12 protein-coding genes are annotated in these 15329 nt (G+C 72.0%); 7 read left to right on the top strand and 5 right to left on the bottom strand.

Features of this window, described 5'->3' with window-relative positions; translation table 11 throughout:
* Window positions 1-181 precede the first annotated feature (181 nt).
* Window positions 182-685 (top strand): VOC family protein, encoded by a 504-nt coding sequence (locus tag K7C98_RS24465; RefSeq protein ID WP_224194171.1) that lies wholly within the window; start codon window positions 182-184, stop codon window positions 683-685.
* 218 nt (window positions 686-903) lie between these two features.
* Here K7C98_RS24465 and K7C98_RS24460 read toward each other — a convergent pair whose 3' ends face one another.
* Window positions 904-1398, bottom strand: coding sequence for a hypothetical protein (locus K7C98_RS24460; RefSeq protein WP_224194170.1), 495 nt, complete (start codon window positions 1396-1398; stop codon window positions 904-906).
* 628 nt (window positions 1399-2026) lie between these two features.
* Here K7C98_RS24460 and K7C98_RS24455 point away from each other — a divergent pair.
* Together K7C98_RS24455 and K7C98_RS24450 are read left to right on the top strand one after the other, a co-directional pair.
* On the top strand, window positions 2027-3496 hold the full coding sequence (locus tag K7C98_RS24455) for a hypothetical protein (protein WP_224194169.1): 1470 nt from the start codon (window positions 2027-2029) through the stop codon (window positions 3494-3496).
* Window positions 3497-3777: 281 nt separating this feature from the next.
* Complete coding sequence (locus K7C98_RS24450) at window positions 3778-4572, top strand: PAS domain-containing protein (protein ID WP_224194168.1); 795 nt, start codon at window positions 3778-3780, stop codon at window positions 4570-4572.
* A gap of 16 nt (window positions 4573-4588) precedes the next feature.
* Here the strand turns inward: K7C98_RS24450 and K7C98_RS24445 are convergent, their stop codons facing one another.
* Window positions 4589-6241, bottom strand: a complete 1653-nt coding sequence (locus K7C98_RS24445; protein ID WP_224194167.1) for a hypothetical protein — start codon at window positions 6239-6241, stop codon at window positions 4589-4591.
* A gap of 423 nt (window positions 6242-6664) precedes the next feature.
* Window positions 6665-8074: an STAS domain-containing protein gene (locus tag K7C98_RS24440; RefSeq protein ID WP_224194166.1), complete on the bottom strand. Its 1410-nt coding sequence runs from the start codon at window positions 8072-8074 to the stop codon at window positions 6665-6667.
* Between the two features lie 148 nt (window positions 8075-8222).
* On the opposite strand from K7C98_RS24440, the gene K7C98_RS24435 reads away from it, so the two are divergent.
* Window positions 8223-9410: a trans-sulfuration enzyme family protein gene (locus K7C98_RS24435; protein WP_224194165.1), complete on the top strand. Its 1188-nt coding sequence runs from the start codon at window positions 8223-8225 to the stop codon at window positions 9408-9410.
* 66 nt (window positions 9411-9476) lie between these two features.
* Here K7C98_RS24435 and K7C98_RS24430 read toward each other — a convergent pair whose 3' ends face one another.
* Window positions 9477-11024 carry a response regulator gene (locus K7C98_RS24430; RefSeq protein WP_224194164.1) on the bottom strand — a complete coding sequence of 516 codons (1548 nt, stop codon included), beginning with the start codon at window positions 11022-11024 and terminating at the stop codon, window positions 9477-9479.
* Entirely contained in the window at window positions 11021-13015 is a 1995-nt protein-coding gene (locus tag K7C98_RS24425; protein WP_224194163.1) for an ATP-binding response regulator, read from the bottom strand. Before K7C98_RS24425 ends, K7C98_RS24430 begins: the two co-directional genes overlap by 4 nt.
* Window positions 13016-13138: 123 nt before the next feature.
* Between K7C98_RS24425 and K7C98_RS24420 the strand changes: the two genes are divergently transcribed.
* From K7C98_RS24420 to K7C98_RS24410, 3 genes are read left to right on the top strand one after another with little or no spacing between them, the layout of a single operon-like run.
* Window positions 13139-13753: a biliverdin-producing heme oxygenase gene (locus K7C98_RS24420; protein WP_224194162.1), complete on the top strand. Its 615-nt coding sequence runs from the start codon at window positions 13139-13141 to the stop codon at window positions 13751-13753.
* Window positions 13750-14403 carry a cobalamin B12-binding domain-containing protein gene (locus tag K7C98_RS24415; protein ID WP_224194161.1) on the top strand — a complete coding sequence of 218 codons (654 nt, stop codon included), beginning with the start codon at window positions 13750-13752 and terminating at the stop codon, window positions 14401-14403. Before K7C98_RS24420 ends, K7C98_RS24415 begins: the two co-directional genes overlap by 4 nt.
* A complete protein-coding gene (locus K7C98_RS24410) occupies window positions 14400-15098 on the top strand; it encodes a hypothetical protein (protein WP_224194160.1) in 699 nt (232 codons plus the stop codon). The genes K7C98_RS24415 and K7C98_RS24410 overlap by 4 nt, the downstream gene beginning before the upstream one ends.
* Window positions 15099-15329 lie beyond the last annotated feature (231 nt).

The following is a 15329-nucleotide window of genomic DNA, read 5'->3' as shown; positions in this document are numbered from 1 at the left end:
TTCGCGCGAGGGGCGGACGGGAGCGGGCGAAATTTTTTTTCGTCGGCGGTGTCGGCGATGTCGAAATCGCCGGGGCGGAAACGACTCATGACGTGAGCACGGCCGACGGTGCCGCCCAGGCAGGGGGACAGGCCGGGGTTCATCCCAACTCAAACACGGCACGTCACGAAGGAAAGACACCATGGCAGGCAAGATCAAGCAGCGAATCTCGGCATTCCTCTGGTTCGACGATCGCGCGGAGGAGGCGGCGAAGTTCTACACCTCGATTTTCCCCAACTCGAGCATCGGCAAGATCACCCGCTACACGGAGGAGAGCGGCGGACCGAGCGGGCGGAGGGCGGGCACGGTCATGACCGTGGGGTTCACCCTCGACGGGGTGGAGTTCGGCGCCATCAACGGCGGGCCGCACTTCAAGTTCACCGAGGCGATCTCGCTGGTGGTCCACTGCGAGTCGCAGGCCGAGGTCGACCATTACTGGAGCCGCCTCGGCGAGGGCGGCGACCCGCGGGCGCAGCAGTGCGGCTGGCTGAAGGACAAGTTCGGGGTGTCGTGGCAGGTCGTGCCCGAGGCGCTGTTCGAGGTGCTCGAAGACCCCGACCCGGAGCGCGCCCGCAGGGCCGCCGCGGCGCTGATGCAGATGAAGAAGCTCGACGTCGCCGAGCTGCGCCGCGCGGCGGCCGGCTGAGGCGGCTCGGACGCGCAGACGGTCCCGGCAGCGGTCCCGGAGGCGGCGAGGCCCCGCACGCCGGGAGGCGTGGGCCGCTGCGACATGTCCGCCGGGACATGTCGCTCCTGCGGCCGTGTTCGCGGGGCGACCGGGTTCACGGGGCCGGGCGGCCGCGGCGGTCATCATAGATGTCTGATAGAACATGTCCATGCGGACATTGTGAGTCGCCCGCCGGCTCAGGCCGGCGGGGCGCGGTAGCGCGGCCCGACGTACAGCCACACCGCCCAGGCGAGCAGGCCGACGCAGTAGAGCCCGACCACGGAGACGGTGAAGCCACCGGGGAGGACGCGCCCGCGGGCGACCGCGCCGACGGCGGACATGACGAGCGTGAGCAGGAGGAAGGTGGCGGCCCCGACGCCGGCCAGGTCCTCACGCATCATGCTGATCATGCGCGGGTGATTCTCGGGGCGCATCCAGTAGCCGACGTTCGGGACGTTCACCTGCGAGGGCGGGAGTCGGGGCAGCCAGCGGGCGGCCCCGACGAGCACCAGGGCGACGAAGGCTCCGATCGCCAGCGCCTGCACTACGTGGGCGGTGCGGCCGTGCCAGCGGGTGGCGTTGCCGAGGACGTCGAGGTGCGCCGGCACCTGGTCGGGGAGCGCGAACGCCTGCCAGCCGATGAGCGCGGCGTAGGCGAGCAGACACAGCCAAAAGAACGTCCGGCGTTGCATTCCACGCAATCTACGATTGGCCGCAGCGGCGCGGATGCCGACCGGAACGAGCGCCGCGGACGGCCGCGCGGAGGATGTTCATGATTGCGGCGAGGCGAACGGGCGCGCGGCCCGCGATCGCCTGCGCGACGGGCAACGTCGACGGCGAGACGTACCTGGAGGAGGTGGCGAACGAGGCGCGGCCTGCTCGCGGGGCGGGACCGCGGCGACCATCAAACTGAGGCGCGACGTCGCCGGTGAGACGTGTCCGTGGCCGACGAGGCGCAGATCCGCCCGCAGGCCGGAGCTACCTCGGCGGGGGCGGCTTCGAACCGGTCTGCGGCGAGGGGCGAGCGGGCGAGGTTTGCGGTGACATGTCTCTTTGGACACTGCTTATCGAGACATGTCCTCAGGAGCACGTCGGAGGCCGACGCGCTCGTGCGAGCGGTCGCATCGCGCTCGGCTGCGAGGGGGGTCGTTCAGGCCGCGGTGGCGTTCGGCCGCCAGGGTCTGGACACCCCAATCGAGGCTCGCGCCGGCGACTGCGAGGCCTCCGGGACACGGTTTACGGTTGCGCCTATTGCGCGTGACTGCGACGAGGTGCTGCTCTGTGTCGGCCGCGGATCTGTTACAGTCGAAGCATTCGAAGATGACCCGTATTTCTTGCGTTCCCATCCTCGTCTTGACATCGATCGCGGCGTGCAGCTCGAACGACCCCGCCGGCACCGACACCGACACCGACGCAGCGAGCAGCACGACGACCTCGACGTCTTCGACCACGGACACGCCGACGACCACCGATCCGACGATCGGCGACGACGACGACCCGCACGCCTGTCAGTTTCGCCCCGGCGCCGAGGAAGAAGGCGTCGAGTGGTACATGCTCTGCGGCGGTCCCGGCGGCGAGCACGTCGACGAGATCGCGATCGACGCCGAGGGCAACATGTACCTCGGCATCGAGCTGTCGGAGCCCGAGCCGGGCGTGACGCTGCGCTTCGGCGAATTCGAGGTCACTCCGGGTGGGCTCACCGACGTCGTGTTCCTCAAGCTCTCGCCCGCCGGCGCGCCGCTGTGGCTGCGCGCATTCACGGGGCCCGGCGAACAGAGGGTCTCCAACCTCGAGCTGTGCGGTGACGGCTTCGTCGCCGTCGGCGACGCGGCGGCGGGGAGCCTCGACCTCGGCGGCGGCGCGCTCCCCGGTACCGCGTGGATCGGCTCGTTCGCCGCCGACGGTACGCACCGCTGGAGCCGGACGCTCGTCGACGTCGAGGAGAATTCGCGGGCGTCCTTCTCCGGCCTCGACTGCGACGGCGCCGGCCGGATCGTCGCCACCGGGGAGTATTCGAGAGGCGTCGACTTCGGCGAGGGTCCGCTCGAGCCGGCCCTGTACGGGGACGGCTTCGTCGCCATGTTCGACGACAGCGGCGCGACCGTGTGGGCGCGCCCGTTCAACGGCACCGGCGATCGCGCCGATGGGGGCCACGTGGCGTTCACGCCGGCGGGCGAGGTGGTGTTCACGGGCACCTTCAACGAGACCGTCGACCTCGGCGGCGGCGTGCTGACCTCCGTCGCCGCGGAGGACATGCTGCTCGCCAAGCTCGACGGAGGCGGCGGTCACGTGTGGAGTCAGCGCATCGGCGGCCCCGGCTCGCATTACGGGGTGGGGGTGGCGGTCGGTTCCGCCGGTCAGATCGCCCTCAGCGGGCTGTTCACCCATGAAGTCGAGATCGGCCCCGCGCTGTTCGAAAACCCGAACCCCGAGGACTTCTCCGTCGACGGCTTGCTCGCCGGCTTCAACCCGGCCGGCGAGCTGCAATGGGCGACACAGCTCGGGTCGACCAGCTCGGCGCACATCTTCGCGATGGAGTTCGATCCGGCCGACGCGCTGGTCGTGACCGCGATCCTCGACGAGACCCTGTCCGTGCGCATGTTCGTGGGATCGGACCAGACCTGGGATTGGACGACCGACCAACTCGGCAACGGCCTGGCCGCCGTCGCCGGGCCGGATGCGCTGATCGTCGGCGCCTGGCCGGGCCTCGACAAGGTCGTCGACTTCGGCGGCGGTCCCCTGGTCGGGCGCGGCAACGGCGACTTCTTCCTGGCGAAGGTCCGCCGCTGACGCTGCGGCGGCGACACGCTCTCGTCATTTCGAGCGACGGCGCGTTCGCCGGCAGACTGATGGCAATGGCTCGAATGTACATACCTCGACCTCGGCGAAACCCGCGGGGGGGTTCACGCCTCGGCCTCGCCGGGCATCTCCGCGCTCGGGGACCGTCTGACGAATCATTCGTCGTACGAGGCTCCCCGAGGACGCCGGAGACGGCGCGCAACAAATTCACGCCGTACACCTGCACCTCGTCGCGGGCGCGAGCGGGTCCGGCAGCGTAGGCTGAGGCCGCGATGGCGACGGCGACGGAGATGCAGCGCGCGCTCGAGTTGTTTCAGGCAGCCGCGGACGCGCTGCCGTACAGGATGTTCTGGAAGGACCGGGCGCTGCGCTACGCCGGTTGCAACGCGGCGTTCGCGGCCGCCGCCGGCCTGGCCTCGCCGGCCGACCTGATCGGCCGTGACGACTTCGAGATGCCGTGGCCGCGCGCGCAGTCGGAGGGGTTCCGCGCCCACGACCGCGAGGTGCTCGACAGCGGGGTGGCCAAGCTCGGCATCCTCGAGACGCTGCGGGTCGACGGCGTCGACCACTGGGTGGAGACGCACAAGGCCCCGCTGCGCGACGCGAGCGGCGCGGTGATCGGCCTGGTCGGGTGGTTCCACGACGTCACCGACCGCAAGCTGGCCGAACAGGCGGCGGCGCAGGCCCACCTCGACGCGCTGCAGGAGCTGGCGACGCCGCTGCTCCCGGTCGCCGACGGGGTGGTCGTCATGCCGCTGATCGGCATGATCGACGCGCGGCGCGGCACGCAGGCGACCCACATCCTGCTCACCGGCGTGGCCGAGCACGGCGCGCACACGGCGATCCTCGACGTCACCGGGGTGCGCAGGATCGACACGCCGGTGCTCGAGGGTATCGGTCGCGCCGCCCGCGGCGTCCGCCTGCTCGGGGCCGAGGCGGTGATCACCGGCGTGAACCCTGCCGTCGCCCAGGCGATCGTGACCCTCGGGGTCGACCTGCGCGACATCGTCGCGCTCGCCGATCTCAAGGCCGGGGTCGCGTACGCGCTGCGATCGCGGCGCACGTGAGCGGCGCGGCACCAGATCACGACTCGACGAGGATCACCGGCGAGGCGGTCAGGTCGAGGCCGAGCAGGCCGCCCTCCGGGGCCAGCGGCGTGGCAATGCCGGTCTGGCTGAAGTCCCAGGCGTGGAGGTCGAAGCTCGCGTCGGTCGGCATGTCCCAGTGGGTCTGCGTCGATTCGTCGGTGCCGAGAGCGTAGGCCCAGGCGACGATCGCCGTGCGGTCGTCAGGCAGGCGGAACGCGTAGGCGCGGACGTCGGGGCCGGCGGCCAGCGCCGCGGTGGCCGCCGGGTCGGCGCGCGAGTCGGCCAGCAGGGTGTTGAGGGTCCTGGCGGCGACGCCAGTGACCGATAGCACGCCGTCTTCCTTGGCCGGGAGGTCCTTGATGTCTTGATAGAGGCCCATCTCCCCGAACACCTGCCCCGGGTCGCCGTCGCTGAGGATGAACCAGTCGGCGCCGACGAACTTCTCGGCCTGGGCGCGCGCGAACACCTTGATGTAGAAGTTGCGCGCGTACTCGATGCCGCCCGGCTGACCGTCGACGACGGCCTTCGGCGCGCCGACCTCGGTGACGTTGTACGGCCGCTCGGGCAGGCCCGCGGCCGCCATCTTGGCGGCGAAGCCGTCGCGCGTGGCGAAGAAGCCGTCGGCGCCGGCGTCCGAATTTCCGGGGGTCCACAGCGGGTAATAATGATAGTTGAGGATGTCGAAGTAGGCGGCGCCGGTCTCGGGGAATTCGGGGGTGACGGCGCCGCCGTCGGGGTTGTCGGTGTAGCGCAGCAGGGCGTCGAGGAAGTTGGCGTAGCCGATCCCGCCGAGGGCGATCTTGGCGTCGGGGTCGGCGAGCAGGGCGGCCTCCTTGCTGACCCGCAGCATGCGCACGTAGTCGAAGATCGAGCCGCCGAAGCGCACCAGCTGCTCCTTGGTCGGCGGATCGGTGTCCCACGTCTCGGTGTAATTCCAGTCGGCGACCCAGTCGGGCTCGTTCCAGATCTCCCACATGTCGACGTGGTCCTTGTACGTGCTGACGGTCTTGTACACGTATTCGGCCCAGTAGTTGTTCGGATTGATGGCACCGTCGATGGTGGCCGGCTCGTACAGGTTCTGCGGGATCCAGTGCGCGAGCTCCCAGTCCGGGGTGCCCTCCGGCGCGGTCGAGTGCTCGCGGATCGGCGTGGTCAGGAAGGCGATGTGATGATCGAGGCCCATGCCGGCGTACGCGTCGATGTCGGGGACCTCGATGTCGTAGCCCCAGGTGACGAGGTGCTGCTCCGGCAGCGAGACGCGGATGCTGTTGCAGCCGACCTGCGCGGCGAGCCAGGCGCACTCGGGATCGGAGAAGTTCGGGTTGCGCACGCCGATGTTGATCCCGCGACGGAACGGCCCGCCGAGCTCGTTCGGGTCCGGCGGCTCGCCGGTGGTACCGTCGGTCGTGGTGACCGGCGGGGCGGTGTCGCTCGACTCGCTGGCGCCGCCGGTCTCGGTCGGAGCGCCGGGCCCTCCCGTCGGCGGATCGTCGGTCGCGGTCGCCGGCGTGTTCCCGCCGGTCGACGGCCCGGCCGTCATCGTCCCCGGCGCGCCGGTCCCGTCGGTCGCGTCCGTGTCGCCGCCGCCGCCGTTGCACGCCAGCGCGCACGCGGCAGACACGCCCCAAAGCCATGTCGCAGGTCGCATCGGCCGATCCAAACACAAAACCGCGAGGTTGTCGCGCTGGCCGGGCCTCGGCGGACAATGCAGGGTGTTCGGTGGGCATGGGGGGGGCTGGGCGCTCGCGGATCGGACGATCCCTCAGCGCATGTCCGCGAGGACGAGGCGCGCGCCGAGGCGCAGCAGACCCCTGCGCCGGCGAGGGTGCGAGACCCCACGGCGATGGACGAGACCGAGCGCCGTGGTGCCGCGAATCCCGTCGATGGATTCGCCGGGCGACGAATGAGGGGAGTCGAGGCGGCCCGGGTGCAAGATGTGCTTGCCGCGCCGAGGACACGACGAGCGCGCCGGGACCGAGTGGGCAAGTGAGCCATTCGCGATAATGGTACTGAGATGTTTGAAGGGACATCTCCGTGTATTCACCGGAGCCGCCAGTCGGGCGACGGGGGCTCAGCGGCCGCGGCCCTGCGTGCGGGCGGCGTAGTGGATGCCCTCCTGCAGCGTGGAGAGGGTGACGACGCCGCGGAGGTCGACGTCGAGGCCGACGAGGGCGCGGGCGACGTCGGGGCGGATGCCGGTGAGGATCGGCTCGACGCCGAGGAGGCGGACGGCCGCGGCGGCGCGCAGGAGTGCGCCGGCGACGGCGGTGTCGGCGTGGGGGACGCCGGTGACGTCGAGGATGGCCCAGCGGGCCTTGCGGGCGGCGCAGCCGGCCAGCAGGACTTCGATGATCTGGTCGGCGCGCGGGCCGTCGAGGGCGCCGACCAGCGGCATGGCGACGAGGTCGTCGCCGAGCGGGATCAGCGGGGTCGAGCGCTCGGCGAGCGCCTGCGCCTGGGTCCGGATCAGCTCGTCGCGGATCTGCGTGCGCTCGGCCTCGAGGCGGTTGCGCTCGGTGACGTCGAGGTACACGACCACGGCCGCGAACATGGTGCCGCCGTCGTCGCGCACCGGCGCGGCCGACAGCTCGAGCGTGACGATGCCGCGACCCTCCTTGCTGACGACGTCGACGACGCCGCTGCGCGGCTCGCCGGTCGAGAGGGTCTGGTAGAGCGGGAGCTCGGTGAAGGGCAGCGGATCGGTGGTGCCCTGGCGGTAGATCGTGTAGGCCTCGTAGTAGACCTTGCCGTCGGGCTCGACGCGCTTCTGGGCGAGGGTCTCGACGCCGATCCGGTTGGCCAGCAGCGGCTTGTGCGTGCCGGCCTCGGCCAGATAGACGCCGATCGGGAGGTTCTCGATCACGGCCTGCAGCATCCGGCGCTGGCGCTCGGCCTGCTGCAGCGACTCCTCGCGCTCGGCCAGCAGGCGGCGGCTGGCGAGGAACGAGGCTAGCCCGCAGGACAGGGTCTTCAGGACATATTGCTCCTCGCTGGTGAACCGCCGCGGGGCGTGGAAGTGGAGCACGACGACGCCGATCACCCGCCCGACGGCCTCGCTGTGCAGCGGCAGCATGGCCTGGGCGGCGACGTCGATGGCGGCCATGTGGCGGCGATAGCCGTCGTCGCAGCGCGGGTCGGCGGCGATGTCCTCGAGCAGGACCGGCGCGCTCTGGTCGTACCAGAGCCGGGAGATCGAGAGGTGCGAGCCGAGGTCGATGTCGGTGTCCCGCGGGCAGGCTTCGAGCGGCTGCGCCTCGGACCAGTGGGCGACGATGCGAGCGTGGGTGGGGACGTTGTCCGCGAACTCGGTGGTGAGGAGGAGGTCGGCGGCGAACGGGCCGAGCGGGCGCAAATAGACCAGCACGGCGTTCAGCAGGTCGACCTCGCTGCGGGCCTCGGCGAGGCCGGTGAACGCGGTGGCGAGGATATGGGCGGTCGATGTCGAGAGCTCGACGGCGGGACGGGCATCGGCGGGGGTCATACGGCGAAGGCGCACAAGGGTAACGGCCGACGGGATGGACCGGGCAGGGCCTCGCCGGCGCCCGCGTCGGCCAGGAAGACGCCGACGTGACCTCCGCGCTCGATTCCGCGCGTTGCGCCCGGAGATCCAATGCGCGACGGTGCCCTTCGTGACCGGCCGGACCCGCCTCTCCACGCTCGCCGTCCACGCCGGCGAGCGCCGCCCGAACCCCGACAGCGCGATCGTGCCACCGATCGCGTGCACGGCGACCTACACGTTCCGCGACACGCAAGAGCTGCGGGATCACTTCGAGGGACGGATCCAGCGCGAGGAGTACGGGCGCTACGGCAACCCGTCGGTGGCGGCGGTGGAGCGCAAGCTGGCGGCGCTCGAGGGGGCGGAGGACTGCGCGCTGTTCAGCAGCGGGATGGCGGCGATCTCGACGACGCTGTTCGCGTTGCTGCGCGCCGGCCAGCACGTGGTGCTGACGGCCGACGGCTACCGGCGGACGCGCCAGTTCGTGACGGGGCTCCTGCGCAAGTTCGGGGTCGAGGCGACGCTGGTCGAGCCGGGCGACTACGAGGGGCTGACAGGCGCGATCGTGCCGGGCAAGACGCGGGTGGTGCTCGGCGAGTCGCCGACCAACCCGTATCTGCGCGTGGCCGACCTCGATCGCCTGGCGGCGATCAAGGCCCAGCACCGCGGGTCGGGCCTCAAGGTCGTGATCGACGCGACCTTCGCCACGCCGGTCAACCTGCAGCCGCTGCAGCGCGGCGCCGACCTCGTGCTGCACGCGGGCACCAAGTACCTCGGCGGACACAACGACCTGCTGGCCGGGGCCGTGTGCGGCGACGCGGGCGTGGTCGGGGCGATCCGCGACCTCCGCGGGATGCTCGGCGGGGTGCTCGACGGCCACAGCGCGTACCTGCTGCACCGCGGGCTCAAGACGCTGGCGCTCCGCGTCGAGCGCCAGAACGCGAGCGCGCTGCGGATCGCCGGCTTCCTCGAGGGGCACCCGGAGATCGAGCGGGTGTACTACCCGGGCCTGGCGTCGCACCCCGACCACACGGTCGCGCGCGAGCAGATGCGCGGGTTCGGCGGGGTGGTCAGCTTCCTCGTCCGCGGCGACCTCGACCGCACGTCGCGCTTCATCGACGCCTGCAAGCTGCCGCAGATCGGCCCGTCGCTCGGCGGGGTCGAGAGCCTGATCGAGCAGCCGGCGCTGATGTCGTTCTACGAGCTGTCCTCGGCCGAGCGGGCCGAGGTCGGGATCCGCGACAACCTGGTCCGCCTGGCCGTCGGGGTCGAGGACGTCGAGGACCTGCTGGCGGACCTCGACCAGGCGCTGCGCGTCTGAGGCTGTCCGCAAGGACCTGTCCGAACGGCCCGGTGCGAAGAGACATGCCCCGAGGGGCATGTCCCTTCATTCCGCCTTGGGCTGGGCGGCGCCGACGATCCGGCGCAGGTTGGCGAGCTTGATCGGCTTGATGATGTGCTCGTCGAAGCCGGCCTCGTGGGCGCGGTCGCGGTGCTCGGGCGAGCCGTAGCCGGACAGGGCGATCAGCAGCGGCGAGCGGTCGTCGAGCTGGGCGCGGACGCGACGAGCGACCTCGTAGCCGTCGATGCCGGGCAGGCCGATGTCGACGAAGGCGACGTCGGGGCGATCGGCGAGGGCGCGGCAGACGGCCTCGAGGCCGTCGGCGGCCTCGGAGACCTCGTGGCCGTGCAGTTCGCACAGCTTGCGCAGCATCTTGCGGCCGTCCTCGTTGTCGTCGACGACGAGGATCTTGCGCCGCCCGGGGGCGGCCGGCTCCTCCTTCACGGGCGCCGCGACGAGCTCGCCGTGGGCTTGGAGGGGCAGGCGGATCCGCAGCTCGGTGCCGAGCCCGAGGCCGGCGGACGCGGCGGCGATCGTGCCGCCGTGCAGGTCGATCAGCCCCTTCGCCAGCGTCAGCCCGATCCCGAGCCCGCCGTGCGAGCGGTCGAGCGAGCGGGTCGCCTGGGCGAACAGGTCGAAGATCGTCGGCAAGGTGCCGGCGTCGATGCCGATGCCGTGGTCGCGCACGACCAGCTCGGCGTGGCCGCCGTGGGCGCCGAGCCGGACGTCGATCGCGGTGCCGGGGTCGGAGTACTTGCTGGCGTTGTCGAGCAGGTTGGTCAACACCTGCTCGATGCGCCCGCTGTCGGCGAACACCGGCACGGGGCCCGGCGGCAGGTCGAGGCGGAGCTGCTGCTGGCGCGGCTCGGCGACCCGCTGGCGCATGGTCTCGACCACGCGCGCGACGAGCTTGCCGAGGTCCATCGGCTCGCGGTGCAGCTCGATGCGGCCGCGGGTCACGCGCGAGACGTCGAGGAGGTCGTCGACGAGGCGGGCGAGCAGCGTCAGCTGCCGGCGCATGATGTCGCGCGTCTGCTGCTCGAGCTCGTCGTGCGGGGGGAAGCGGTCGAGCACCGGCAGGCCCATGTGGAGCGCGGCCAGCGGGTTGCGCAGCTCGTGGGCGAGCATGGCCAAAAACTCGTCCTTGCGCCGGTCGGCCTCGACGAGCAGGTCGTTGCGGGCGACCAGGGTGGCCTCGGCCTCGTGGAGGCGGAGCAGCGCGCGCACGCTGGCGATCAGGTCCTGCGGCTCGAAGGGCTGGGTGAGGTAGCCGTCGGCCCCGGCCTCGACGCCCTCGACGCGGTTGTCCGAGGTGACGAAGGTCGCCGAGGTGTGGAGGATCTTGATGTCCTTCGTCCGCGGGTCGGCCTTGAGCCGGCGGCAGACCTCGAAGCCGCTGATGTCGGGCAGGCGGACATCGAGGACGATGAGGTCGGGCTTGCTCGCGGGGTCGGCGGCGAGGGCCATGGCCTCACGCCCGGTCGAGGCCTCGGAGACCTGCATGCCCGCGTTCTTGAGCATCTTGGAGACCATGTAGCGGTTGGCCACGTGATCGTTGACGTTGAGGACCATGGGCTTTCGGGCCTCCCTCATGTTCCACCTCGCTCGCTGCCGGGCGGCCGCTCGCGGATGCCGGCGCGCCGGAGCGCGTCGCGGATCCGGTTGATCGCCAGCTCGCGCGACAGGTGCTCCTTGGACAGGATGGCCTCGGTGTTCTCGGCCAGCCGCCGCCGCTCCTCGACCGGCAGCGCGTGCGAAGTGACGATGATGACCGGGATCGACCGCGTGCGCGGGTCGGCCTTGAGTTGATCGATGACGTCGAACGCGGTCATGTTCTCGAGCAAGAAGTCGAGGAGGATGACGTCGGGCCGCTCGCTGCGCGCCAGCTGGACGCCCGTGAGGCCGTCGGCGGCCTCGAGCAGCGCGTAGGGCGTGGCCTCGAGGAACTTCTTGATGAGGTAGCGGGCCGCGGGCTCGTCGTCGACGACCAGGACCTTGGCGCCGCGTCCGGCCGCGAGCAGCTGCAGCTTGCGGATCAGCTTGTCCTCGTCGACCGGCTTGAGCCAGAACTCGTCGGCGCCGAGCGCCCGGGCCCGCGACTCGCGGTTCATCACCGTGCACACCAGCACCGGGATGTCCCGCGTCGCCGGGGCGCGCTTGATGTCGGCGAGGAAGGCCCAGGTGTCCTCGCGCTCGAGCATGACGTCGAGCAGGATCGCCGAGGGGCGCACCTGCTGGAGGAGCGTGCGGGCGTCCTCGGTGGTGCGGGCGGGCAGCACCTGAAAGCCCGCCATCGCCAGGTAGCGCTCGTAGACGAACACGGCGCTGCGATCGTCCTCGACCACCAGCACCGGCGCGCGCGACGGATCGGGGGTCTGCGCGGCGACCTCGAGCCTGCGGAAGGCGCCGATCTCGGCGTGCTCGAGCGGCACGCCGAGGGTGAAGGTCGAGCCGACGCCGGGGCGGCTGTCGAGCTCGATGCGCCCGCCGAGCGCCTCGGCGAGCTTCCTGGCGAGCGGGAGCCCGAGGCCGGTGCCGCCGGCGCGCCGCTGCAGGGCGCCGTCGAGCTGCACGAACTCCTCGAAGATCCGCGCCTGGTCGGCGGCGGCGATGCCGATGCCGCTGTCCTCGACGACGACGCGGAGCTCGTCGCCGGCGACGGCGGCGCTGACGCGGACCGCGCCGCGCTCGGTGAACTTGAGCGCGTTGGCGATCAGGTTGCGGAGGATCTGGGCCAGCTTGCCCTGGTCGGTCTCGAGCTCGACGTCGGGCGCCGGCTCGAACACCAGCGCGACGGCGCCGTCGTCGCGCAGCAGCGGCCGCATCGTCCCGCGCAGCGCCGACCAGAAGTCGCGCAGGTCGAAGCGGGCGGCCCGGATCGGGGCGTTGCCGGCGTCGAGGCGCGAGAGGTCGAGCATGTCGTTTATCATGCGCGACAGCTCCTCCGCGGAGTCGCGGATGAACGCGACCTGGGTCTGCTGTTCGTCGTTGAGCGGGCCGTCGGAGCCGGACAGCAGGAGCCGCGAGAGGCCGAGGATCGAGTGCAGCGGGGTGCGGAACTCGTGGCTGACGCCGGCGACCAGCCGACCCTTGATCTCGGCCGAGGCGCGCAGGCGATCGGCGTGTTGCTCGAGCTCGGCGTGCAGCGCCTTGATGGCGCTGTTCGACTCCTCGAGGCGAACTTTTTGCCGCGCGAGCTGGCGGTTGAGCGTGACGATCTCGTGGACGGCGCGGTCGGCCTCGCGGATCGAGTCGGCGTAGTCCTGCGGCAGGAGGCTGCCGAGCAGGGCGATGCGGCCGTCGACCGGCTGGGCCGCGAACGAGACGGTGGCCGGCTTGCCGGCGAGCACCAGCGGGAGCTCCCACGCGCTCACCGGCTCGTCGGCCGCCCGCCGCAGCAGGTCGGTCAGCTTGTCCTCGCAGCCGGGGACCACCGCGACGCCGAGGTCGCTCGCGGGCGCGAGCCCGTGCCGCTCCGCTCGCGCGTCGACCCACTCGATCCGCCCGTCGCGCGCGACGAGCAGCGCGAGCTCGCGGCTGAGTGCGTCGAACGCAGCTCCGATGGTGGCGGGAATTGGGTGCATACGGTGAGCGGCGGCTCTCCCCCTGTGTGGCCGATACTCGTGCTCGCGTCGACCCTCGATGAAACATGTCAGGTAAATCACCCGCGCCTTGACCGATCGCGCCACCCGGGACACGGTGCCGTCGTGATCGCGGGTCACGGACCACTTCGTCGGCTCAAGGACGGTACGGCGGAGCTCCATCAAGAGGCGGAGCTCCACGTGCGGATCCTCGACGCCGACGCGACGCTGACCGACTACCGCCGCTACCTCGCGGCGATGTTCGGCTATCACGCACCGCTCGAGGATGCGCTGGCGGGCCACGAGGGGCTGCGCCGCGCCGGTTTCGATCCTGCCCGGCGGCGCAAGTCGCCGCTGCTCGTGGCCGATCTCCGGGCCCTGGGTGAGGACCCCGGGGCGCTCCCCCCGTGCGTCGCGGTGCCGCCGGTGACCACGCTGCCGCGCGCGCTCGGCGTCGCCTACGTGCTCGAGGGCGCGACGCTCGGCGGGCGCTACATCCTCGCCAAGCTGCCGCCGCAGCTCGCTCCGCTGCGCGGGCGCGCGACCGCTTTTTTGGCGGGCTACGGCGCGCAGACGGGGGCCTGCTGGCGCGCCTTCGCGGCCGTGGTCGAGCGGGTGCTCGTCACGCCGGAGGCCGAGGCCGAGGCGGTGGCCGGCGCGCGCGAGACGTTCGCGCGGCTCATCGACTGGCTGGCCGCGCAGACGCGAGCAGCCGGCGCGGCGCTGCGGGAGGCGTCGTGACGCCGGCGCTGGCGCGGCTGCGCGAGTGTTACTTGCGGGCCCAGCTCGCGGGCGACCGCCGCGAAGCCGTGCGCCTGTTGCTCGAGGACGGGCTCGGGGCCGGGGCGCGGGTCGAGGAGCTGCAGGACCACGTCGTCCGCGCGGCGCAGGACGAGATCGGCCGGCTGTGGCAGCTCAATCGCGTCAGCATCGCGCAGGAGCACCTGGCGACGGCGATCTCGCAGCTCTCGCTGGCGGCGCTGTTCGAGCGCGCCACGCCGAGGCCGGCGCTCGGCAAGCGGGTGCTGCTGGCGTGCGTCGAGGGCGAGCTGCACGAGCTGCCGGCGCGTCTGGTCGCCGACGTGCTCGAGCTCGACGGCTTCGAGGTGCGCTACCTCGGGGCCAACGTGCCGACCGACGAGCTCGTCGGCGAGGTCCAGGCCGAGCAGCCGGACCTGATCGGTTTGTCGGTGACGATGAGCTTCAACCTGCCGGCGCTGCGCGCCGCGGTCGTGGGGGTCCGCGGGGCCGGCGAGCGGCCGCTGTTCATCGGCGGGCACGCGATCCGCTGGTCGCCGGGGCTCGCGCGCGAGCTCGACGTGGCCGAGGCGGGCAGCAGCCCGGCGGAGCAGGTGGCGACCGCCCGCCGCCTCGCGGGGGTGGCGTCGTGAGCCGGCACGCCGCGCTCGTCGAGCAGCTCGAGGCCGCCGGCGCGCGCCTCAGCGAGCGCGTGCTCGCCGAGATGTACGTCGACCCGTTCTGGCACGAGCGCTTCGACCGGCGCGCCGACACGCACGGCCGCCAGGATGGCCGCTTCCACGTGCAGTACCTGCAGCAGGCGCTGGCGCTCGGCGACCCCGCCGTGCTCGAGAACTACGCGCGCTGGCTGCAGCAGGTGCTGACGACCCGCGGGATGTGCACGCGCCACCTCGCCGAGAACTTCGAGCGCCTGGCCGCCGCCATCGCCGAGGAGCCGTGGCCGGACCGGCAGGCCGCCGTCGATCTGCTGCGGGCCGCGACAGCGGCCTTGACGTACCCGGACGGTCTCGCGCGCGCGGTGCAGCTGCGCGCGGAGGCGGTCGTGCGCGCGGCGGCGGCGACGCTGGCGGACGCCGACGCGCCGGTGGTCGCCGAGCTCGACGCGCTGGTGTCGTACTGCGCCGACGCGCTGGCCCTCGCGTCGCCGGCGGTGCTGGCCAACCACGTGGCGTGGCTGGCCGGGTTCCACACGCGCCGGGGGATGGCGCGCGAGCGGCTGGTCGCGCGGCTCGCGGCCGTGCGCGCGGCGCTCGAGCAGGAGCTCCCCGAGAGCCGGGCGGCGATCGCCGGGCTGCTCGGGCCGGCGCTGGCGGCCGCGTCGGGCTGACTCGCGGGAATGTTCAAGGGACATGTCTGTTCAGACATGTTTTTTGTCACATTTCCTGGAGGACATGTCCTCGGAGCTTGTTCGGCGAGGCGAACCACGCCGCCTGCCGCCCGGGCGAGGGGGGGCAGCGAGCCCGGGCTGTCCGGGAAGCGCCGGCGCCCGGCGGATCGGCGCAGCCGTGCGGCGGGGCACGAGAGCAGGGGCACGGGGACATGCACGAAATCGCGCAGA

The organism is Nannocystis pusilla, assembly GCF_020073745.1.
In the GTDB taxonomy this organism is placed as follows: domain Bacteria; phylum Myxococcota_A; class Polyangia; order Nannocystales; family Nannocystaceae; genus Nannocystis; species Nannocystis radixulma.
The sequence above is the reverse complement of the archived record's forward strand: the minus strand, read 5'-3'. Positions and strand labels throughout refer to the sequence as shown.

Excerpts from the sequence above, each read along its gene's own strand:
- K7C98_RS24430 (WP_224194164.1), bottom strand. The coding sequence starts at position 11,024 with ATGAGGGAGGCCCGAAAGCCCATGGTCCTCAACGTCAACGATCACGTG.
- K7C98_RS24450 (WP_224194168.1), top strand. The coding sequence starts at position 3,778 with ATGGCGACGGCGACGGAGATGCAGCGCGCGCTCGAGTTGTTTCAGGCA.
- K7C98_RS24425 (WP_224194163.1), bottom strand. The coding sequence starts at position 13,015 with ATGCACCCAATTCCCGCCACCATCGGAGCTGCGTTCGACGCACTCAGC.
- K7C98_RS24460 (WP_224194170.1), bottom strand. The coding sequence starts at position 1,398 with ATGCAACGCCGGACGTTCTTTTGGCTGTGTCTGCTCGCCTACGCCGCG.
- K7C98_RS24455 (WP_224194169.1), top strand. The coding sequence starts at position 2,027 with ATGACCCGTATTTCTTGCGTTCCCATCCTCGTCTTGACATCGATCGCG.
- K7C98_RS24445 (WP_224194167.1), bottom strand. The coding sequence starts at position 6,241 with ATGCGACCTGCGACATGGCTTTGGGGCGTGTCTGCCGCGTGCGCGCTG.
- K7C98_RS24440 (WP_224194166.1), bottom strand. The coding sequence starts at position 8,074 with ATGACCCCCGCCGATGCCCGTCCCGCCGTCGAGCTCTCGACATCGACC.
- K7C98_RS24465 (WP_224194171.1), top strand. The coding sequence starts at position 182 with ATGGCAGGCAAGATCAAGCAGCGAATCTCGGCATTCCTCTGGTTCGAC.